At 64.1% G+C, this 21289-nt stretch carries 21 protein-coding genes; 10 read left to right on the top strand and 11 right to left on the bottom strand.

The window, feature by feature from the left end; all coding sequences use genetic code 11:
• Window positions 1-281: 281 nt before the first annotated feature.
• Window positions 282-1139: a DUF2147 domain-containing protein gene (locus X268_RS15270; RefSeq protein ID WP_128925713.1), complete on the bottom strand. Its 858-nt coding sequence runs from the start codon at window positions 1137-1139 to the stop codon at window positions 282-284.
• 245 nt (window positions 1140-1384) lie between these two features.
• Window positions 1385-2164, bottom strand: a complete 780-nt coding sequence (locus X268_RS15265) for a transporter substrate-binding domain-containing protein (protein WP_128925712.1) — start codon at window positions 2162-2164, stop codon at window positions 1385-1387.
• 127 nt (window positions 2165-2291) lie between these two features.
• On the opposite strand from X268_RS15265, the gene X268_RS15260 reads away from it, so the two are divergent.
• Window positions 2292-2789: a DUF1993 domain-containing protein gene (locus X268_RS15260; protein ID WP_128929277.1), complete on the top strand. Its 498-nt coding sequence runs from the start codon at window positions 2292-2294 to the stop codon at window positions 2787-2789.
• Between the two features lie 13 nt (window positions 2790-2802).
• Here X268_RS15260 and X268_RS39455 read toward each other — a convergent pair whose 3' ends face one another.
• From X268_RS39455 to X268_RS15230, 6 genes are all read right to left on the bottom strand, one after another.
• Window positions 2803-3294, bottom strand: coding sequence for a hypothetical protein (locus X268_RS39455; protein WP_164937748.1), 492 nt, complete (start codon window positions 3292-3294; stop codon window positions 2803-2805).
• Window positions 3295-3462: 168 nt separating this feature from the next.
• Window positions 3463-4452 (bottom strand): hydroxyacid dehydrogenase, encoded by a 990-nt coding sequence (locus X268_RS15250; protein ID WP_128925711.1) that lies wholly within the window; start codon window positions 4450-4452, stop codon window positions 3463-3465.
• 34 nt (window positions 4453-4486) lie between these two features.
• Window positions 4487-5587 (bottom strand): ABC transporter ATP-binding protein, encoded by a 1101-nt coding sequence (locus X268_RS15245; protein WP_128925710.1) that lies wholly within the window; start codon window positions 5585-5587, stop codon window positions 4487-4489.
• Between the two features lie 20 nt (window positions 5588-5607).
• Entirely contained in the window at window positions 5608-6519 is a 912-nt protein-coding gene (locus X268_RS15240; RefSeq protein WP_128925709.1) for a carbohydrate ABC transporter permease, read from the bottom strand.
• The gene (locus X268_RS15235) at window positions 6519-7457 is read right to left on the bottom strand and encodes a carbohydrate ABC transporter permease (protein ID WP_128925708.1); all 939 of its coding nucleotides are present in this window, start codon (window positions 7455-7457) and stop codon (window positions 6519-6521) included. Before X268_RS15235 ends, X268_RS15240 begins: the two co-directional genes overlap by 1 nt.
• A gap of 127 nt (window positions 7458-7584) precedes the next feature.
• The gene (locus tag X268_RS15230) at window positions 7585-8925 is read right to left on the bottom strand and encodes an ABC transporter substrate-binding protein (protein WP_128925707.1); all 1341 of its coding nucleotides are present in this window, start codon (window positions 8923-8925) and stop codon (window positions 7585-7587) included.
• A 457-nt stretch (window positions 8926-9382) separates the two neighbouring features.
• Here X268_RS15230 and X268_RS15225 point away from each other — a divergent pair, with 457 nt between their 5' ends.
• Window positions 9383-10171, top strand: coding sequence for a Spy/CpxP family protein refolding chaperone (locus X268_RS15225; RefSeq protein WP_128925706.1), 789 nt, complete (start codon window positions 9383-9385; stop codon window positions 10169-10171).
• A gap of 111 nt (window positions 10172-10282) precedes the next feature.
• Window positions 10283-10660 carry a response regulator gene (locus X268_RS15220; protein ID WP_128925705.1) on the top strand — a complete coding sequence of 126 codons (378 nt, stop codon included), beginning with the start codon at window positions 10283-10285 and terminating at the stop codon, window positions 10658-10660.
• Window positions 10661-10714: 54 nt separating this feature from the next.
• Here X268_RS15220 and X268_RS39450 read toward each other — a convergent pair whose 3' ends face one another.
• The 3 genes from X268_RS39450 to glk form a co-directional block, all read right to left on the bottom strand.
• Window positions 10715-10870: a hypothetical protein gene (locus tag X268_RS39450; protein ID WP_164937747.1), complete on the bottom strand. Its 156-nt coding sequence runs from the start codon at window positions 10868-10870 to the stop codon at window positions 10715-10717.
• 143 nt (window positions 10871-11013) lie between these two features.
• Window positions 11014-11217, bottom strand: a complete 204-nt coding sequence (locus X268_RS15215) for a hypothetical protein (RefSeq protein ID WP_128925704.1) — start codon at window positions 11215-11217, stop codon at window positions 11014-11016.
• A gap of 142 nt (window positions 11218-11359) precedes the next feature.
• Window positions 11360-12352 (bottom strand): glucokinase, encoded by a 993-nt coding sequence (gene glk / locus X268_RS15210; RefSeq protein ID WP_128925703.1) that lies wholly within the window; start codon window positions 12350-12352, stop codon window positions 11360-11362.
• A gap of 261 nt (window positions 12353-12613) precedes the next feature.
• Between glk and pncA the strand changes: the two genes are divergently transcribed.
• From pncA to X268_RS15175, 7 genes are all read left to right on the top strand, one after another.
• Window positions 12614-13252: a bifunctional nicotinamidase/pyrazinamidase gene (gene pncA / locus X268_RS15205; RefSeq protein ID WP_128925702.1), complete on the top strand. Its 639-nt coding sequence runs from the start codon at window positions 12614-12616 to the stop codon at window positions 13250-13252.
• 16 nt (window positions 13253-13268) lie between these two features.
• On the top strand, window positions 13269-14384 hold the full coding sequence (locus X268_RS15200) for an alpha/beta fold hydrolase (RefSeq protein ID WP_128925701.1): 1116 nt from the start codon (window positions 13269-13271) through the stop codon (window positions 14382-14384).
• A gap of 142 nt (window positions 14385-14526) precedes the next feature.
• The gene (locus X268_RS15195; RefSeq protein ID WP_128925700.1) at window positions 14527-16560 is read left to right on the top strand and encodes an NAD(+) synthase; all 2034 of its coding nucleotides are present in this window, start codon (window positions 14527-14529) and stop codon (window positions 16558-16560) included.
• Between the two features lie 32 nt (window positions 16561-16592).
• Window positions 16593-16970 carry a GrlR family regulatory protein gene (locus tag X268_RS15190; protein WP_164937746.1) on the top strand — a complete coding sequence of 126 codons (378 nt, stop codon included), beginning with the start codon at window positions 16593-16595 and terminating at the stop codon, window positions 16968-16970.
• Between the two features lie 27 nt (window positions 16971-16997).
• Window positions 16998-18350 (top strand): DUF1236 domain-containing protein, encoded by a 1353-nt coding sequence (locus X268_RS15185; protein ID WP_245477912.1) that lies wholly within the window; start codon window positions 16998-17000, stop codon window positions 18348-18350.
• Window positions 18351-18804: 454 nt separating this feature from the next.
• Complete coding sequence (locus X268_RS15180) at window positions 18805-19620, top strand: sugar phosphate isomerase/epimerase family protein (protein ID WP_128925698.1); 816 nt, start codon at window positions 18805-18807, stop codon at window positions 19618-19620.
• Window positions 19621-19650: 30 nt separating this feature from the next.
• Window positions 19651-21288: an ABC transporter substrate-binding protein gene (locus X268_RS15175; protein ID WP_128925697.1), complete on the top strand. Its 1638-nt coding sequence runs from the start codon at window positions 19651-19653 to the stop codon at window positions 21286-21288.
• Window position 21289: the final 1 nt, after the last annotated feature.

The raw sequence follows: 21289 nt of genomic DNA, 5'->3' as shown, positions 1-21289 counted from the left end.
ATGTCTGGGAAATGACTCGTTTCGGTCTACTCGTCTCGGCGAAACGGTGCCGACTGTGTCGTATAAAGGTCGCAAATAGCCTGACGATCAATCCAGACTAGAAGCACATCCGCGGGTGGAGTATGAAGTGGTTCACATGGATGCGTTTGAATCGCGCGCCGGGGATGCGGCTCTCATTGGTGCGGGATAGCGACTGCCATTTCGGCAGTCGTGTCGTCGATGGCGGGTTGCGCGGCGAAAACGTCAGCGGAGCTGCGCTATGTTGGCTTCGGTGCAGCCGCTCAGTTGAGCCGTGTCCAGGTCTGGCCACCGCAGAACATGCCGCCGAAGGCGCAGCCCTGCACGCGCAGACGGTCCGTGCCTTTCATCGCGATCGTCGAATCGTAGGTCGAGCCGGAGTTCGGATCGAGGATACGGCCCGACCACTTCTGGTCCTTGCCCGGCTTCATGTTGATCAGGACCTGCTCGCCGTTCTGGTTCGATTTGCTGTCGACCGAATAGCCGCACAGATTGGCGCCGCATTGCTCGATGCGGACCTTGCCTTCCTTCTCCTCGGTCAGCCAGACCCCGAGCGGTGAGTTGAGATCGCGCGTGGAAGCGGCTGCCGGGGCCGGTGGGGCGACGGCGGCGGCCTGAGCGGGGGCAGGCGGCGGAGGCGGGGCTGCAACCGGGGGGGCCGCAGCCACTGTCGCGGCCGGCGACGGCGCAGCGGGAGCCGCCTGCTGCTCGACCGGCGCAGGTGCCGCAGGGGGCGCGGGTGGCGGCAAGACGGCCGTCGCGGCCGGTGCGTTGCTGGCGGTCGCTGCCGCAGGCGGAGCCGGAGGCGGCGCTGCTGCGGCAGCAGGGGCAGGCGCGGGCGCCTGCACGGCGGCGGGGGGCGTGGTGACCGGGGTTGGGGCCGACGCAGCCGGCGTTTGCGGTTCGATCGTGGCTTGCTGCGGCGGCTGGCCCGGGGATGTCTCGTTCTTCTTGGCCTTCTTGGCCTTGGTCTGACCGGTGTTGTCGTACACGCCGGGGATCTGCACCGTGCCGCGGTCCGGGTCGATGCGGATGGTGCGCCCGCCATATTCGAAGGTGTACTGCGCCTGCGCAGCCGTGCTCGCCAAAAGGAATGCGGCCGTGGCCAACAGCTTCCTCATTTCCATCTCCTGAACAGGTGGTCCCCGGACCGACGCTTACGCGCCGGTTTGAATGCAGAAAGTGATCTAGATCACTGTCTCGGTATGAGTCGTCGTCCCGCTGTCCCGGGTTCAATAGACCGGTGGCCGGTCCAAAGTTGGGCCAAGACGGGCGACAGGAGGGCGCGGCCTGGAGCGCCGTTCCCGCCGATCGGAGCGGGATCCAGCGTCTTATGCGCCCTGCGCGCCGGTATCGCGCGAAAACGCTAGTCGAACCAGGCGGCGTAGATCTTCCTGTAGCTGCCGTCCTCCATGGAAATGTGCAGCCATTGGTCGACGAAAGCCTTCAGTGCCATGTCGCGCTGAAGCCAATAGGCCTTCTCGGAGAAGTCGAACGGCTTTTCTGGATGCACAGCGCAGAGCACGCCGGCGTGCTGCTTCTGCTGGTAGCGCGTCTCGGAGGCGTCTGTCATCATCAGATCGGCATTGCCCTTGGCGATCTCGTCGAAGATCACGGTGTTGTCGGCGAACACGGTGATCTCGGCGTCCTTGATGTTGGCACGCGCGAAGCGCTCGTTGGTGCCGCCGGGATTGACGATCACGCGGGTGCCCTTCTTGTCGATGTCGGCGATGCTCTGGTACTTGCCGACGTCGGCGCAGCGGGCTATCGGCGTCTTGCCTTCGCGCATGATTGGCGTCGAGAAGAAGCCCTTCCTCTGCCGGTCCAGCGTGACCGAGACGCCACCCATGGCGATGTCGAACTGGTCGGCCTCGAAATCCTTCATCAGCTTCGGCCAGGCCGTCGGGACGAACTCGACCTTGACCCCGAGCGCCTTGCCGAGCGCTTCCGCCATGTCGACGTCGAAGCCGCTGAATGTCTGCGTCGCCTTGTCCAGATAGGTGAAGGGCTTGTAGTCGCCGGTCATGCCGACGCGCAGGATGCCGCGCTTGACGATCTCGTCGAGGCGCGAGGGCGCCTGCTGCGCGTGGACCGAAAGGCTTGCCAGCAGCACCACGGCCAAAGCGACCAAGATTCGAACAGCCATCCGAACGATCATCTCTTCTCCACCCCTGCGCGAGCTGTCATTGTGCAGCTCTTCGGATGTGGATTTAGACCAGATGCCCGTCGCTGGCGAGGCGGAATTGAAAGGAATCTCCGACGTGACGATCTCGATGTACGAGGCCTCGGTAGGCCTCTTCGTGCCGTACTTGCGCAATCTGTCGGTCCTGCTCGACAAGGGCGTCGCCTATGCCGAGGCCCGCAAGTTCAATTCTGCGGTCCTGCTCGGCATGCGCCTTGCGCCGAACATGTATGACCTGGCGCAGCAGGTCGGCGAGGCTTGTCGGCATGCCGTGCTCGCCCCGGCCTTGCTGGCGGAGTGCGAGCCGGTGGCGCTACCGGCGCTGGAGCACGATATGGCCGGGCTCCAGGCACGCATCGCGACCTCGATCGAGTTCATCGAAAGCCTGGCGCGCGCGGATATCGACGCCGCGGCGGAGCGCAATGTCTTCTTCAAGCTGAAGAACGGGACCGAGCTGCCCTTCACCGGGCGGACGCTGCTGCTGACGTTCAGCGTCCCGCAGTTCTTCTTTCACGTCACGACCTCCTACGACCTGTTGCGGCACGCAGGCGTCGAGCTCGTGAAGAAGGATTACCTCGGACGGAAGTAGCAGCCTGGGGGCGTCAGGCTTCGCCCTTGCGCTCGTAATCGGCGAGCGAGCTGCGGCCGGCGATCTCGCTGCGCAGCAGCTCGAAGCGCCGATGCGCCTCGCCCTCCTGGGCATCGACGAAATGCACCGCGGCCTCGCTGGTCATGGGGCCGCTGACCACGGGAGCCGATTGTTCGCCGATGGTCTCGTGCACGTAATACTGGCCGTCATCGCCGCGATGGACCGTCCATTTGAGTCGGATCGCCACCATCGGCCCGGGCCCGACCTTGCTGTAGCCGTCGGCATCGGTGTGCTCCGGCACCAGCGGCTGCTCCTCGACCACGGGGGGCTCGTCGACCGCCGGTTGCTCGTCGATGACCGGAGCCTCGTCGGAAGCAACGTGCTCACGCTCTCCGGCGACCACGATTTCGGTCTCGGTCTGGCGAACGACGAGGACGGGCTCGGGGTGCTCCAGGATGCTGGCGATGGTCGCCAGCGCGTGGTCGGTCGGGTCGATCTCTGCCAAGGCTCCATCCTCCAGCTCGACGCGGCCGGCAAGTCTGTCCCACTGCCGCCGCGGCCGGGAACATTAGGCGCGTTTGATTAAGGCTGAGTTGGGGCCCGATCTGCACCAAAATGGGACGCATTCTGGCCATCCGAAGGCGGCGGATGTCTCCGCCCGCCTTTGCTCCGTTCAGGCCAGCACATCCTGGTTGATGACGTTCTGCCGGATCGGATCGCCGTCCAGCACACTCAGGATGTTGCGCGCGGTCTGCTCGCTCATGCGCTGGACCGCCTCGACCGTGACGCCGGCGACATGCGGGGCGATGATGACGTTGGGCAGGGCGAACAACGCGTTGCTGACCGGCGGCGGCTCCACCTCGAACACGTCGATGCCGGCGCCGGCAAGCTTGCCCGAGACCAGGGCGTCGTAGAGCGCGGCTTCCTTCACGATGCCGCCGCGGGCGGTGTTGATGAGATAGGATTTCGGCTTCATCCGGCCGATCCGCGCCGCATCGAACAGGCCAACCGTCTCCGGCGTCTTCGGACAGTGGATGGTGACGAAATCGGCGTTCGGCAGCGCCGCGTCGAGGTCAGCGACGGGCTCGCAGCCGGCGGCCTTGATCTCGGCGGCCGGCTTGTAGGGATCGTAGACCTGCACGTTCATTTCCATCGCCAGGCACCGCTTGGCGGTGCGGCTGCCGATGCGGCCGAAGCCGATGATCAGCACGGTCTTGCCGTAGAGATCGAACGGCAGCATGCCGAGCCGGTCGGCCCATTTGCCGTCCTTGACGCAGGCATGCAGTTCATTGGCCCGTTTCGCCAGCGTCAGCATCATGAACAGCGCCTGTTCGGCGACCGAAGGCGAGTTGGCGCTGCCGGCGACCATCAGCGGCACCTTGCGGCGGGGGAGGGCGGGCACGTCGACGGCGTCGAAGCCGACGCCGATCCGCGTCACCACCTTCATGTCGCGCGCCGCCTCGAGCTCGGTCTCGCCGAAGGCGGTGGCGCCGAGCGCCACGCCGTGGACCGGGGCGTGGCTCTTCAGCAGGGCCTCGAAATCCTTGGCCGAGATCAGGTTGGAAAATTCGACGAGCTCGATATCGTCCCGCTGGGTGAGGAGGGCACGTGCCCCTGGCGACAAAGTCTGTGTAACGAAAATCTTCTTCTTGTTGGTCGCCATCGTCCCCTGCCTGCACGAGTTTCTTGGACCGGCGTCACAACACGACGCCGGTGGCCTCGTTTAGCAGGTGCATATTGTTGAGGTCCATCGCCAAACGCATGGGTGCCCCGTCCTTGGCGCCGGCATTGGGATTGACGCGGCCGCAGACCGGCGTGCCGTCGAGCCCGAAATAGACCAGCGTCTCCATTCCCATCGGTTCGGTGACGTCGAGCACGGTGTCGAAGGTCTCGACGCCGGGCTCCAGATGCGCGTGCGACTCGGTGAGATGCTCGGGGCGGATGCCGAGCAGCAGCTTGTCGGTGCGCGGCAGCGCGTTGTAGCGCGCGGCACGGGCCGGCGGCAGCGCGAAGGCGATGCGGTCGGTGAGGCGGATCTGCAACGTGCCGCCGACATCCTCGAGCCGGCACGGGATGAAGTTCATCGCGGGCGAGCCGATGAAGCCGGCGACGAAGCGCGTTGCCGGCTTGTGATAGAGCTCGTTCGGGGTGCCGATCTGCTCGATGCGTCCCTTGTTCATCACCACGACGCGATCGGCCAGGGTCATCGCCTCGACCTGGTCGTGGGTGACGTAGACCGTGGTGGTGCGCACCTTCTGATGCACCTTCTTGATCTCGATCCGCATCTGCACGCGGAGTTTCGCGTCGAGATTGGATAGCGGCTCGTCGAACAGGAACACCTTCGGATTGCGCACGATGGCCCGGCCCATGGCGACGCGCTGGCGCTGGCCGCCGGAGAGCTGCTTCGGCTTGCGGTCGATCAGGTCGGTGATGTCGAGCAGGCGGGCGGCTTCCGTCACCCGCGCTTTAATCTCGGCCTTGGGGTAGTGCTTCAAACGCAATCCGAACGACATGTTCTCCGCGACCGTCATGTGCGGATAGAGCGCGTAGTTCTGGAACACCATCGCGATGTCGCGGTCCTTCGGCGGCACGTCGTTGACGACGTCGCCGCCGATCATGATGTCGCCGTCGCTGATGTCCTCGAGGCCTGCAATCATCCGCAGCGTCGTCGACTTGCCGCAGCCGGAGGGGCCGACCAGCACGATGAATTCGTGGTCGGCGATGTCGAGGTCGATGCCGCGCACCGCTTCGACATCGTCGTAACGCTTAACTACCTTCCGCAAAGCAACGTCAGCCATCGAACTTTAGCTCCTCGCCATCAACCCTTTGTCGCGCCGGCGGTCAGGCCGGCAATGTAGTAGTCCATCAGGAAGGCGTAGATGATCAGCGGCGGCGCCGCGCCGAGCAGCGCGCCGGTCATGATCTGCCCCCAGTTGAAGACGTCGCCCTTGATCAGCGTGGTGATGATGCCGACCGGCAGGACGAGTTGGTCCGTGGAGGTGGTAAACACGAGCGGATAGAGGAATTGCGCCCAGGACACCGTAAAGGCGAAGATGGTCGCGGCGATCAGCCCCGGCAGCGCCACCGGAATGAAGATCCGGGTCAGCGTCTGGAACCAGGACGCTCCATCGATGATGGCGGCCTCGTCGAGCTCCTTGGGAATCGAGGCGAAGTAGCCGATCATGATCCAGGTGCAGAACGGCACCGTCAGCGTCGGATAGATGAAGAGCAGCACGTACCAACGGTTGATGAGCTGGATGCCAGTCCAGTCGCCGAACAGCGCAAACACCTTGAACAACGGAATGAACAACAGGCTGTCCGGGATCAGGTAGGTCAGGAACACGCCGGTCGCCAGCGTGGCCGACCCCCAGAACCGCATCCGCGCAAGGGCAAATGCCGCGGGCACGCTGATCAGCATCGTGATGGTGACCACGAAGATCGAGACCAGCGCGGAATTCCAGAAGAACCGCAGAAACTGGTTTGACGTCAGCAGCCCGACATAGTTTTCGAGCGTGGGCTGGAAAACCCACCATGGATTGGTCGCCGCCGAGATCTCGGCGCTGCTCTTCAGCGAGGTGATCAGCATGTAGATGGGCGGGAGCAGCGAGAAGACCGCAAACAGCGTCAGGAAGAAGTACGACCACCGCAGCGCCCATTTGCGGTCGCGGCTCATGCTTCCATACTTGACCGTGCGCGTCGGCGCCGCCTTGTCGATCGTGACTGAGCTCATCAGGCTTCATTCCCGCGCTTGTTGACATCCCGCAGGATGAATATCGCTGCGATCGCCAGGATTGGCACCATGAACAGGGAGACGCTGGCACCGAGCGGAATGTCGCTTCCTTCGATGCCGATCCTGAAGGCCCAGGTGGCGAAGATGTGGGTGTGGTCGAGAGGGCCGCCGGCGGTCAGGATGCGTACGATGTCGAAATTGGCAAAGGTGACGATCAGCGAGAACAGCGTCGTGATTGCTATGATGTTGCGCATCATCGGCAGCGTCACGTACCAGATGCGTTGCCACCAATTGGCGCCGTCAATCGCTGCCGCTTCATAGAGCTGGTCGGGCACCGATTTCAGGGAGGCCAGATACATGATCATGAAGAACGGCGCGCCGTACCAGACATTGACCAGAATGACGGAGAAGCGCGCCCAGGCCGCATCGCCGGTCCATGGAATCGGGCCGATCCCGAAGAACGACAGCGTATAGTTGAATGCACTGTAGGAGGGATCGAACAGCCACAGCCATGCCAGTGTGCTCATGGCGGGCGGGGTCACCCACGGGACCAGCAGCATGCCGCGCCATTTGCGCTGACCCTTGGCCGGAATGTTGTGGACGAAGTGCGCGACGATGAACCCGATCAGCGCCTTGAACAGCACAGCCGTGATCGCGAAGATGCACGATTGCTTGACGACCAGCCAGAAGGTGTCGCGCTTGAACAGGAATTCAAAGTTGCCGAGACCGATGAATCTCTGCATCGACTTGTTGAGGGTCGCCAGATGAAGCGAATAGAACGCAGGATAGAGCACCAGAACCGTGATGAGGATGATCAGCGGTAGCGTCATCAGGAACGCGGCGGTGGATTTGCGTTTAAGCGCCTTCTGCAGACTGGAGCGTTTTCGCGCCGGTTGCGCTGCGCCAACCCTGTCCGGCTGCAATGCGACATCCGCCATGATGCATTTTCCTCGCGCGGTTTGATTCAAAGGGCTCGATTTCGGAACTGTTCCCGGCTCGTGCCGAGGCGGGAGGAGGTGTCGCCGCAAGACGGCTCACGGCCGCTTGCGGCGACACCTCGCCGTCTCAGCTCCGCATGAAGCCTTCACATTCGCCTTCGGCCCAGGCGAGCGTCTTTTCCATCGCTTCACCCTGATGATAACGCAGACACATCTTGGTAAGCGTGGCCTGCGCGTAGATTTGCTGTGCAATCTTCGGCGGCGCCGGCGAGGCTGCAATCGACAGCGTCTGATGCTTGTAGGGGTTCGGATAGTGATAGAGCGTGCCCTTCGGCGGCCCTTCCTCCTGCCAAACCTTCAACGTCGTCAGCTTGTCATAGGCTGGTAGATCGTAGCCGCCGCTGGCCACCACCATCTTTTCGATGGCCGCCGGCTTCGACAAATGGACCAGGAGGCTCTTTGCCGCGTCCTTGTTCTTCGAGAAATTCCAGATGCTCCAGAAGTACGGCAGGTAGGGCGCAAAACGCCCCTTGGGTCCGGCCGGGAAGCCGTGGGTCCAGCATTGCTCTGCAACCTGCGGCGCGTCGCGCTTGGCAACGGCCCAGGCGCTCGGCGGGTTCATGATCATCGCCCCCCGGCCGGAGACCAGCCATTTATTGTTGGATGCGTCATCCCAGGCTGCGACGTCAGGCGGCAGGAAGTTGATCAGCTTCTTGTAGAAGTCGAGTGCCTGACGTACCGCATCGGTCTTGACGGTGAGATTGCCCTTGGCGTCGACGAGCTGGGCGCCAAACGACAGGAAGATCGCGCCCGCCGTATCGACGTTGTCTGTGGTCTCGCCGAGGCCGATGCCGAACGGGACGCCAGCCTTGTGACAGGCTTCGGCAGCCTTCAGGAATGTTTCGAGGGTCCAATCATCCGCTTTTGGTTCAGAACCGGCCGGATACATCGCCTGTACATCGATGCCGGCATGCTTCTTCATCAAATCGATGCGGGAGCAGGGGCCCTTGATCTGACTGCCGACGCAGGCCGGGACTCCAAGCCATTTGGTCCCGACCGTGCCGAGATACTTGGCGGTGCCGTTGACCTCGCCGTTCTCGGCGATGATCGGTCCCATGATATCGCTAACGTTCTCCAACTGCTCGGCATTGGCGTGGGCCCACCACGTCGGCATGGCGAAAATATCGTGGCCCGACTTTGCCTGCGCTTCGGCGGCAATGGTGAGCAGGTTCTTATTGCCCTGACTGGGGATGTAGTCGATCGTGACTTCGACCTTCTCCTTCGCCGCCCATTCGTTGACGAGGTCGGTCGAGGCCTTATTGGCGCCGGGGACCCAATGGTCCCAGAAGCCGATCGAGAGCTTGCCGGCGGCGTAAGCGCCGCGGACATAGGGCGCCGTGATCAGCGCTGTGGAGGACAATGCAGTGGCAGCCACAAATTGACGTCGCGTCAGTGCCTTGCGTGACATCTCGTTTCCTCGCTTGGGTGTTGTTGTTGGAGTTTCCTCTACGACTTCTTTTTCCGAGTTCTTGTTGTTCGATTTTCTTATTGATGCCGTCGGCCCCCATGTGCAATTCGCGAAGGCCGCAGCAAATTGGTAGCGCGATCAGATCATGATTGATCGCGTCTGTCGAGAAAACCAAACGGCTCGCGCATAGAACTAACGTTGCGTCCCGTTGCGAGGGCGTGCCGTGCGGGCGATCGCTTGTTTTGCGACGCACACTTCGCGCGAGCCGGTCGGGAACGATCCGTGCGCAATTACGCCGCAGTTTCGAATAAGCCTGCATAACCGCTTCGCGCGAAAGACTTTTCGGGCGTGGACAGCGATCGGCGGCGTCTGGACCGCAAAGCGGCGGAAACGATAGAGTTGCGGCGGGGGGGGGCTCCCGCCCAACAGGCCAGTCAGATCGACGATGGAGACGAGAATGATCAACCCGGCGCCGTCAGCGCGGCTTCACATGCGGCGATGTTTCGCGCTCGGGGCCGTGCTTGCGTTGCTGCTCGGTGCCGCCGCAGTGGCCAATGCTCAGGGCTTGGTCAAAGGCGTTCAGGACGGCGCGGCGGCCGGAAACAAGGCGGCAGGTCCGGTCGGTGGCGTGCTCGGCGGCGCGATCGGCGGCGTGGTCGGGGTCTTCACCGGCGTGCTCGGCGTCGGCAACAATGGCGGCAATCCGCCGCCGCCGGCTGCCAAAGACTCCGGCAAGGATGCCAAGCAGCCGGGCGCGGCCAAGGACAAGGATGCCAAGAGCGCCAACAAGGCGGGCAAGGGCGCCAAGGCCACCAAGGAGGCGAAGAACGCACCGCAGGGCAAGGACGGCAAAGACGTCACTGTCCTCACCCAGCCCGGCGCACCGCAGCAGACCGCCGAGCAGATCGTTGCCAACAGTGATGCCTATATCGAACGGATCAAGACCGAGCTGAACCTCACGCCTGAGCAGGAGAAGCACTGGTACGGTTTCTCCAGCGCGATGCACTACCTGGGACACAATGGTGCGGAGCGGCTCAACCTGCGGGTTGCCCGCGCCAAGCGGGATCCCCCCGACGACATCATCGAGCAGATGCGCAACGAGTCGCAGTTCCTGATCGACCGTGCCGCCGACCAGCGCAATGTCGCCGATGCCGCCGAGCCCCTTTATTCAAGCCTCGATGACAAGCAGAAGCAGGTCTTCATTCAGGAGATGGTGCGTCTGAGCCACGAGCGTGGATTGGATTGATCAAGTTGAATCGGATCGGGCGCGTCTGAATTAACGGAGCCCGCTATGAATTCGTGAATCCTCTCCAAATTTGAGGTATGATCATCTTCGCAAGCTGACTGCGGGGTTGATATGGCGGACGGACTCTCCGTTTTCCTGGTCGAAGACGAGGCGCTGATCCGGATGATGATCGCCGACATGGTGGCGGAACTCGGCCACCACGTCGTCGCGGAAGCGGATAATGTTCGGGACGCCAGCGCGTTCGCCATGACCGCGCAATACGATCTGGCCATCCTCGACATCAATCTGATGGGCGTCTACGTCGACCCCGTCGCCGACCTGATCGAGCGCCGCGGAAAGCCGTTTCTGTTCGCCACCGGCTACGGGCCGGAACTGCTGCCGTCCTTGCTCCGGCGCCGGCCGATCCTGCGCAAGCCGATCGCAATGGATCAGCTCAAGGCGATGATCGATTCGATGTTTCCGGAAGGCGCAGTCGAGGCGCCGCACTGAAACGAAAATGGCCGCCCGATAGGGGCGGCCATCTGACGAGAGGCTGTCGCACTCTCAGATCAGGCCGGCGCCGAGGTCGATGCCGGACGCCATCAGGCCGAACGAGGCGACCAGGCCCGCGCAGCAGAACAGCAAGATGGTCTTGAAGGACGAATTGGCGGAACGCGTTTCAGCGACGGCCGGCATCGCAGCAAGCGAAATCATGCTCATGTTCATTCCCCCTGTTGTTGATCCTGAATTGCATCAGGTGAGGGAACTCTTAGAGCAAAAAGTTTGACGTGAGATTGCGAGGCGTCGTTAACGAATTCGCAAAGGAATCCCGCGTTTCCACCGCCGCGAGCGGAGTGCAAGTCTCAGTTGCGGCCGTTCTTCAGCACCGTGGCGATGGTGTGGGCGGTCATGGCCGCGCGGTCCGAAACCCGTTGGGCGGCCAGCCGGTCGCGCGCCTTTTCCTCGATCAACAATTCGATCAGCGCCAGCCGCTTGCCTTCGTCGTCCGCTTCGCTCAGCAGACGGTGATAGCGGTGATAGTCGAAACCCAAATCCTGCTTACGCATGCTACGCCCCGCAACTACGCCACACACGGTTTGATTGTTTCTCATCGGGAACATGCAGGCAAGCACGTTGATGGTCGGAACGGCACCCGCTGCAAATCAGCTGTGAATTGTGGAACCGCTGAGCGGAGAAAAGCTTCGTGCCTCAATCCACATTGTGGTCGGCAAACATCTTCAGGCCAACGAAGCTCGCGTCGGGCTTGATCACGAGCCGGGTCGGGATGTTCCGCAGATAGTCCTGGAACCGGCCCTTGGCTTCGAACCGGGCGCGGAACGCGGAGGCCATCAAGAACTCGCGAAAGCGCGGCACGATTCCACCGGCGATATAGACGCCACCGCGGGCACCGAATGTCACAGCGAGATTGCCGGCGACGGAACCGAGGATGGCGCAAAACATCTCCAACGTCGCACGGCTGATGGAGCAACTGCCGTCCAGGGCCGCCTTGGTGATGGCGGCGGCGTCGCGATGCGGAACCTGAGCGCCGTCAATCTCCGCCAAGGCTTCGTAGAGGTTTTGCAGTCCCGACCCCGAAAGCGCGCCACGCTCGATCGAGACGTGGCCGAGGCGTCTGCGCAAGCACGCGATCACGCGTTCCTCGCGCTCGTTCTCCGCCGGCAGGGGCGCGTGCCCGGCTTCGGTGACGACGGCCAGTCGCGCGCCATGGCGCTCGACCAGGCAGGAGACGCCAAAGCCGGTTCCGGGTCCGACCACCAGCAGCGGCTCGCCGGGCAGGCCGTCCTGTCCGCCGAGCGGGATCAGATCGGCGGGCTGCAAGGCGGGCAGGGACCAGGCGACCACCTCGAAGTCGTTGAGCACATGGACGCTGTCGAAGCCGAGTGCCGGTTGCAGCTCGTTGCCGTCGATGACCCACGGACTGTTGGTCATGACGCAGCGGTTGTTGGTGACGGGGCCGGCGACCGCCAGCACGGCCCGTTGCGGCTGCTCGCCGCCGGAGCGGCGTGCGAGGACGTCCGCGATGGCCTCCCGGACGGTCGGGAAGTCGGCGACCTTCACATAATCGATCGGTCCGGTCTGCTCGAAACCGCCCTGGCCCGATTCGCTCCGGCTCAGCGCGAAGCGCGCATTGGTGCCGCCGATATCGGCGAGAAGAATCTGTCCTGTCTTGCCGATATTCATGGTCTCGCGGCTGCCACCGCCTTCCGGCGCAGCAACCCTGTCCTCCGCTCCTTCGCCCCGATCCGCCCGTCGCGAACAATGCGAGAATCCGCCCTTGGGCGCGCCTAGTCAACACGGACGGGGCCAAACCGTTGCATCCTGCCGGCCGTCCGCTGACCAAGTCGCACAGGGCTTCGCATCGTGCCGGTGGTTGCGAAGCTGCGCGGGAAGGCCGACACTGAGGCAGTGTTGTCCGGCGCCGGCGCGCCGGAGGCCCATCGAATGAGATTGGCGATGAAGATTTCCGACCGCGACGTGCTGCTGGCGATCGACGTGCAGAACGACTTCTGCACCGGCGGCGCGCTCGCCGTTCCCGGCGGCGAGAAGGTCGTCCCCGCCATCAACCGAATCGCCCAAAAATTCGTCAATGTGGTGCTGACCCAGGACTGGCATCCGCGCGACCACGTCTCGTTCGCGCCGAACCATGCGGGCAAGCAGCCGTTCCAGACCATCGAGCTCGACTACGGCACCCAGGTGCTCTGGCCGGCGCACTGCGTGCAGGGCACCTCGGGCGCCGAATTCCATCGCGATCTCGATGTCGCCAGGGCGAGCCTGGTCGTGCGCAAGGGGTTTCGCCGCGGCATCGATTCCTATTCGGCATTGTTCGAGAACGACCATCGGACGGCGACGGGCCTGCTCGGGTATTTGCGCGAACGCGAGCTGAAGACCGTCTTTGTCGCCGGTCTCGCGCTGGACTTCTGCGTCCGCTTCTCGGCCGAAGATGCGCGCAAGGCGGGGTTAGAGGTGGCCGTCATCGAGGACGCCTGCCGCGGCATCGATCTCGACGGCTCGATCGCCGCGACGCATCGGAGTTTTCGCGATCTCGGCATTTCCGTCGTCAGCCTCGAGGCGTTTCTGTAAGGACCTTGGGAAAGTCATGGTGGACAAGACCGATAAACGGCCGGGTGGACCGGGTCATGCTCCTGACGAGCCGCTGCTATGGCCTTTTACGGCGGCGCGGCTCGCCATGGATGCTTGCTTCTGGTGGGTCGAGCGCGGCCAGGCCGAGCAGGACGAGAGCACCCTGCCGTGGACGACGCCGAACCGCGTTGCGCTGGAGCTTGCGACGATGCACCTGCGCGACTGCTCGCAGACCCGGTCAGGCCAGCCGGTCCTGGTCTGCGCGCCCTATGCGCTGCATCGGGCCCTGATCGCCGATTTCGCACCCGGCCACAGCGTTGTGCAGTCTCTGCAAGCTGGCGGCATCGACCGGATCTATCTCACCGATTGGCGGTCAGCGACCCCCAGCATGCGCTATCTCTCGATCGACAGCTATCTCAGCGATCTCAACGTCGCCGTCGACGAGATCGGCGCGCCGGTCGATCTGGTCGGCCTGTGCCAGGGTGGTTGGCTGTCGCTGCTCTATGCGGCACGCTTTCCGGCCAAGGTACGGCGGCTGGTGCTGGTCGGCGCGCCCGTGGATCTGTCGATCGAGTCCTCGTTGCGCCGGCTCACCCGCAACGCGCCCGAGATGGTCTACGACCAGCTCGTCGCGCGCGGTGGCGGCAATGTCAGCGGCGGGGGGATGCTCCGCTTGTGGTCAAAGGCGCCAAACCGCGATGATATCGTCGCGTCCTTGCAGACAGATCTGTCGGACGAGGAGGGCGCGGCGCTGCTCGCGCGCTTTGAGCGCTGGAATGCGGAGACGCTCGATCTGCCGGGCAAATATTACCTGGAGATCGTCAGCCGGATCTTCCGGGAGAACCAGATCGCCAGCGGCAGTTTCGTGGCGCTCGGCCGCGTGGTGGATCTGAAGGTCGTCAAGGCGCCGGTCTTCCTGCTGGCCGGGCTCGACGACGACGTCGTGCCGGCCGTGCAGGCGCTCGCCACCGCCAAGCTCGTCGGCACGCCACCGGCCTTCATTGCGGCCGCCTCCGAGCCGAGCAATCACCTCGGCCTGTTCATGGGGGCGCGCACCCACGCCCATGCCTGGCCGCGGATCGCGCAATGGCTGCGCGACGATCTGTCGGGCGTGCTGGCCCGCAGCGCCTGAGCGCGCCAGGCACTCTGAACCGGCGGCCCTGCAAATCCGTTATGCATGACGGCGGATGGCCTGCACGGGGCCGGGCCGATGGGCTACATATGGTCCGGAGCTGACGGCTTGGGCAGCGAAGAGATCAAGGGTACTGCGCTCGATGACTTTCCACTCGATCTACGCCCACGGATTTGCGCGCGTGGCGGCCTGTGTCACCACGTCCCATGTCGCCGATCCCTCGGCCAATGCGAAGGCGGTGCTGGCGGCGGCCAACGCCTGCCACGAGCAATCGGTCGCGGTCGCCGTGTTTCCCGAGCTGAGCCTATCCGGCTATGCGATCGAAGATCTGGTCAAGCAGGATCCGCTGCTCGATGCCGTCGAGCGCGGCCTTGCGGGCCTCGTCGAGGCCTCCGCGGGGCTGATGCCGGTCCTGATCGTCGGCGCGCCGCTGCGCTTTGGCCATCGCATCTACAATTGCGCGGTCGTCATTCATCGCGGCAGCGTTCTCGGCGTGGTGCCGAAGAGCTACCTGCCGACCTACCGCGAATTCTACGAGGGCCGGCATTTCGCCTCCGGCGCCGGGATCGCCGGAGAAACGATTGCCTTCGGCGGGCTGCATGCGCCGTTCGGCGTCGACCTCCTGTTTTCGGCCGAGGACGTCCCGGGCCTCACCATCGGCGTCGAGATCTGCGAGGACATGTGGATCCCGGTGACGCCGGCCTCGGAGCTCGCGCTGGCGGGCGCAAGCGTGCTGATCAATCTCTCGGGCAGCCCGATCACGATCGGCCGAGCGCGTTCGCGCGCGCTGCTGTGCCAATCGACGTCGGCGCGCTGCCTTGCGGCCTATGTCTATTCCGCCGCGGGAGCCGGGGAATCGACCACGGATCTGTCCTGGGACGGTCAGACCTCGATCTACGAGAACGGCGTGCTGCTGGCCGAGGGCGAACGGTTCCGCCAGGGCGGCCAGATCACGCTGGCCGACGTCGATCTCGATCTGCTGAGGCAGGAACGCGCGCTGATGGGCACGTTCGACGATAACCGGCGGCAGCGCGAGGCTTTCTATCGCAAGGTGACGTTCGCGCTGAAGCCGCCATCCGGAGATATCGGATTTCTGCGCAAGATCGAGCGCTTCCCCTTCGTGCCGAGCGACGAAAGCCTGCTCGAGCAGGATTGCTATGAGGCCTACAACATCCAGGTCGCCGGCCTCGTGCAGCGCATGCGCGCCACCGGCACCAAGCGCGTCGTGATCGGCGTCTCGGGCGGGCTCGATTCCACCCATGCCCTGATCGTCGCCGCCAAAGCGGTCGACCTGCTCGGCCTGCCGCGCGAGAATATCCTGGCCTACACCATGCCGGGCTTCGCCACCGGCAGCGAGAGCAAGACCCATGCGTTGGCGCTGATGCAGGCGCTGCACACGAGCTGGCAGGAGCTCGACATCCGCACCACCGCGACGCAGATGCTGAAGGATATCGGCCACCCCTTCGGCAAGGGCGATAAGGTCTACGACGTCACCTTCGAGAACGTGCAGGCAGGCCTGCGCACGGATTATCTGTTTCGGCTCGCCAACCATCACGGCGGCATCGTGATCGGAACCGGTGATCTCTCCGAGCTCGCGCTCGGCTGGTGCACCTATGGCGTCGGCGACCAGATGGCGCATTACAACGTCAATGCAGGCGTGCCGAAGACGCTGATCCAGCACCTGATCCGCTGGGTGATCTCGTCGAAGCAGTTCAGCGACGATGTCAACCGCACGCTTGGTGCGATCCTGTCCGCCGAGATCTCGCCCGAGCTGGTGCCGGTGGAGCCCGGCCAGAAGCCGCAGAGCACGGAAGCCTCGGTCGGGCCGTACGAGCTGCAGGATTTCAACCTGTTCTACACGCTGCGCTTCGGCATGCGCCCCTCCAAGATTGCCTTCATGGCGCTGCAGGCGTGGAAAGACGTTGCCAAGGGTGAATGGCCGCCGGCGTTCCCGAACGATCGGCGCAGGGCTTACGACCTCAAGGAGATCCGCCGCTGGCTCGAAGTGTTCCTGCGCCGCTTCTTCGCCTTCAGCCAGTTCAAGCGGTCGGCGATGCCGAACGGCCCGAAGGTCTCGGCGGGCGGCTCGCTGTCGCCGCGCGGTGACTGGCGGGCGCCGTCGGATTCGAGCGCGACGGCATGGCTCGAGGATCTCGAGCGGAACGTGCCGAACTGATCGGGGCAGTGGGGTCGGTGGGGGATGATCGGATGTCGGCTGGCAGCGGGGCGGAAGCGGAGGCCAATGTCGTCAACGGCCTCTACATCTTCGACATCGAGATGCGGGACGGCAAGCGTGGCCAGGCCAGAGGCGTGGTCGTGCTCTGCGACGGCCGCATCATGGGCGGCGACAGCTATTTCTACTACACCGGCAGCTACACCTTCCGGAACGGCAAGTGGCGCGGCGACATGATCGTCAACCAGCACACGGAAGCCGTCGGCAAGACGCTCGTCTTCGGAGGCAGGGAGGTGACCTGCGGTTTCTCCGGTGACTATTACCCAGGCGGTGCAGAGGTCGAAGGAATGGCGCTGGTCGGCAAGATCAGCGTCACGTTCACGGCCCGGCTCACGCTGAAAGACGCAATGTGAGCCCGATCTGACCCTCCCGGCAGGGAAATGACCTGCGTTCCTCCTCAGGAACATTCGCATCGACGGAGCGTTCGCGTCTGTTGTTACGAATTGTCGAGGAGAGGGACCATGCGTCAACACTTGATGTTATCGACTGCGGCCATCGGGCTCATGCTCGCGTCCGGCATCGCCTATGCCCAGGCGCCCGGTGAGCGCAGAGACGAGCCGAAACGGACCGAGGAACCGGCGAAAGGCGCCACGCCCCAGCACGGTGGGGCAGCTCAAGAACGTGTTCAGGAGCGTGCGCAGGGCGCCCAGGAGCGACTGCAGGGCGCCGGCCGCGAGGAGAAGGGCGGCGCCACCAAGCACGAGGCAAACGAGGACAAGCGTCAGCCCGCCACGGCTTCCGAGCGCAATCAGCCGAAGGCGAAGGAGCAGGCACAAGAATCCCGCGAGCCTGCGCGAGATCGCAACCGCGAAGCCGAGACTGCGAAACCGGGCCGCGACAGCGGCAAGAACAGCGCGGAAACGAAGCAGGACAAATCTGCGCCGCAGAAATCAACGGCCGAGTCCGAGAAATCCAGGACCGGCCCCGCCAGCCAGCAGAACGAGCGCACGGGCGCTGCAGCCAATCAGAACGAGCGCAATCAGGCGCAGCCTCCGCGCAACGCCGCCGAGCAGCAGCCGCCGGCGCAACAGAACAACCGGCCGGCCACTGCGACCGATACGAACCGGACGGCTCCGACCAACAACGCGCAGACCGCGCCTGGCACCTCGGGCACGCAGACCAATCAAGCCAATCAAACCACCCAGACCAATACGCAGGTCAATCAGCAGGCCCAGGTGACTTCCGAGAAGCAGGTGCGGATCTCCGAAACGGTGAGCCGCGCGCGCCTCGCACAACCCGAGCGCAATCTGAACATCTCGATCCGTGTCGGCGAGACGATCCCGCCGCGCGTGCGTCTCTACCGGCTTCCGCCCGAGATCGTGTCGATCGAGCCGGAATATCGGGACTACGAGTATTTTGCCACGGATGACGATGTCGTCATCGTGGAGCCGCGCACGCACCGCATCGTCAGCCAGGTGCCGCGCGATCCGTCGCGCGCCCGCGCGCAAATGGGCGGCAGTGCTCCCTCGTCGAGTATGGCAGCCGCCGGCACCGCGACGAGCAATAACGTGAACTGTCAGATCGTGCGGCGTGACGCGTCGGGCCAAGTCGCCCAGGCTGAACCGTCAACTGTCGGCTCGACCGCGCGCAGCGATACCATGAGCGTGATCGTCCAGATGCCTGGTGGCGGTGCGTCCGCACCGATCGCCCTCGGTGCGCCCGCGGGCAATATCGTGGTGGCAACCCAAGGGCAGGGCGACTGCACGGTGACTCTGGAGCCGCAGACGCGCTGATCGGAAGGACGACCTGAAACGACAACGCGCCGCCCGGATGCCCCAGCCGGACGGCGCGAAGTCGCGTTCAGTCTCAGAAAAGTTTCGAGGTCCGGAGTGCCTAGGAGTCCGGACCTCGTCACCTTGCCCCAGCCTTAGATCCCCCGCCCCATGTGGTCCCCCAACCCCATGTCGCGCGATCAGAGGGTGATGCCCGTGGAAGTGGCCGCCGATCGATGTCCCGCGATGTACGCGAAGCTTGGTTAGGATTCCATTCCGGGTCACTACGGACTCAAATACCGCTTGCCCTGTGTTCGTTCGGCATCGGTCCCGCGATCGCTGTCGTCCGAATCCGCAAGGCGCGGTCGGCACGATGTCCACATCTGTTCGACACTGAGAAACCTCGGTTTCACGGGCCTGTCATTGAACTGGTCTAGCGCTGCTCCCGTCATCGCTGACGGCCAAGGAGCAAGCCATGTCGAAGCCGGTGCTGGGCGCCGCATTGTCCATCAAATCGATCCCCGCGCATCGCGACTGGCTTCTCGAGCGGCAGCGCGATCTCGAAATCCAGGACTTCTTCCGCGCCGATTTGCTTGACAGCGACTGGCGCAGCACAGCCGGCGAAATCAAGCAGATGCTGTCCGGCCATACCGGCCGGCTCGGCATCCACGGCCCGTTCTGGGGCTTTAAGATCGACAGCCACGATCCCATGATCCGCCAGGCGGTGACCAAGCGCCTGCTGCAGGGCCTCGATGCCGCCGAGTTCCTCGGCGCGACGCAAATGGTGATCCACTCGCCGTTCACGACCTGGGACCACAACAATCTCGATCTCTATCCTGACAATCGCGCCAATATCGTCGAACGCGTCAAGGCGACGCTCGCCGAGGTGATCGCGCGCGCCGAGACGATCGGCTGCGAGATCGTCATCGAGAACATCGAGGACAAGGACCCGCGCGACCGCGTCCGCCTCGCCAAGGCGCTGGAAAGTGCCAAGGTCCGCGTCTCGCTCGACACCGGACACGCGAATTACGCCCACATCTCCACCGGCGCGCCGCCGGTCGATTATTATGTCGAGACCGCCGGCGACATGCTGACGCATGTGCATCTGCAGGATAGCGACGGCTTTGCCGACCGGCACTGGGCGCCGGGCGAAGGCAACATCCCCTGGGTCGCCGTGTTCCGCGCTCTTGGCCGGCTGAATTCCAACCCGCGGCTGATCCTCGAACTCCGCAACCACGACGACGTCCGCGCCGGCGCAGCCCATCTCGCCGCGCTCGGTCTCGCCGAATAACAAATCACCAAAGGAGCAGGGGTCACCGCCATGAGCAAATTCACCCGTCGCACCATCCTGAAGTCCAGCGGCGTAGCCGCTGGCGCCCTATTGCTGCCGCGCTTCGCCATCGCGCAAGGCGATAACCGTCCGTCGGTGACCATCGCCGTGCAGAAGGTCACCAATGCGAACGTGCTCGACGTGCTGCGCGAGCAGTCCAATGTCGGCGAGCGCGTGTTCTTCTCCTCGATCTGGGAAGGCCTGATCTCCAAGAACTGGCGCGGCAATCTCGAGGCCGTGCCTGGCCTTGCCACCGAATGGCGCCGCATCGACGACCAGAGCGTCGAGCTGAAGCTGCGCCAGGGCGTCAAGTTCCACAACGGCGACGAGCTGACGGCGGAAGACGTCGTCTTCACTTTCAGCCGCGAGCGCATGTTCGGCGAGACCGAGGCGAAGAGCCGCTCCACCATCCAGGCCTTCGAGAAGATCCCGACGCCGCGCCCAGGCAAGGAATTGCCGCCCGATGTGCCGGCCGTCGCGCGCCGCATCTGGCCGGACCTCGTGCGGGTCGATGCGGTCGACAAGTACACGGTGCGCTTCTACAACGCGACGCCCGACGTCACCATCGAGGGCCGGCTCTCGCGCTACGGTTCCGACATCATGAACCGCCGCGCCTGGGAGGAGTCCGCCAGCTATCTCGATTGGGCGCGCAAGCCCGTCACCACCGGCCCTTACAAGGTCGTCGAGCTCAAGCCCGACGTGTCGCTGACGCTGGAAGCCCACGACGAATATTGGGGCGGTCGTCCGCCGCTCAAGCGCATCCGCTTCCTCGAAGTGCCTGAAGTGGCGAGCCGCATCAACGGCCTGTTGTCGGGTGAGTACCAGTTCGCCTGCGACATCCCGCCGGACCAGATCGCCGGCATCGAGAAGAATTCGGCGTTCGAGGTGCAGGGCGGCACCATCCTCAATCACCGCCTGACCGTATTCGACAAGAACCACGCCGTGCTCGCCAATCCCTTGGTGCGGCGCGCCTTCACCCATGCGATCGACCGCCAGGCCATCGTCGACAGCCTGTGGGCGGGCCGCACCCGCGTGCCGAAGGGGCTGCAGTGGGAATTCTACGGCGACATGTTCAACGCCGACTGGAGCGTGCCGGCCTACGATCCCAAGCTCGCGCAGGATCTGCTCAAGCAGGCCAATTATAAGGGCGATCCAATTCCCTATCGCCTGCTCAACAATTACTACACCAACCAGGTCGCGACCGCGCAGGTGCTGGTCGAGATGTGGAAGTCGGTCGGCCTCAACGTGCAGATCGAGACCAAGGAGAATTGGTCGCAGATCATGGAGCGGGCGCCGACCCGCGCGGTGCGCGACTGGTCGAACTCGGCCGCCTTCAACGATCCCGTGTCGTCGCTGGTCGCCCAGCACGGGCCCAACGGCCAGCAGCAGCAGATCGGCGAATGGACCAATGTCGAGCTCAACACGCTCTCGGAGTTCCTGGAGACCTCGACCGACCGGCCCGCGCGCAAGAAGGCGTTCCGCCGCATGCTGGAGATCGCCGAGCGCGAGGACCCCGCCTACACGGTGCTGCACCAGAACGCGACCTTTACCGCCAAGCCGAAATCGATCAAGTGGAAGGCGGCTCCCGCCTTCGCAATGGATTTCCGCGCCGGCAATTTCGAGGCCTAAA

The organism is Bradyrhizobium guangxiense (assembly GCF_004114915.1).
In the GTDB taxonomy this organism is placed as follows: domain Bacteria; phylum Pseudomonadota; class Alphaproteobacteria; order Rhizobiales; family Xanthobacteraceae; genus Bradyrhizobium; species Bradyrhizobium guangxiense.
The sequence above is the reverse complement of the archived record's forward strand: the minus strand, read 5'-3'. Positions and strand labels throughout refer to the sequence as shown.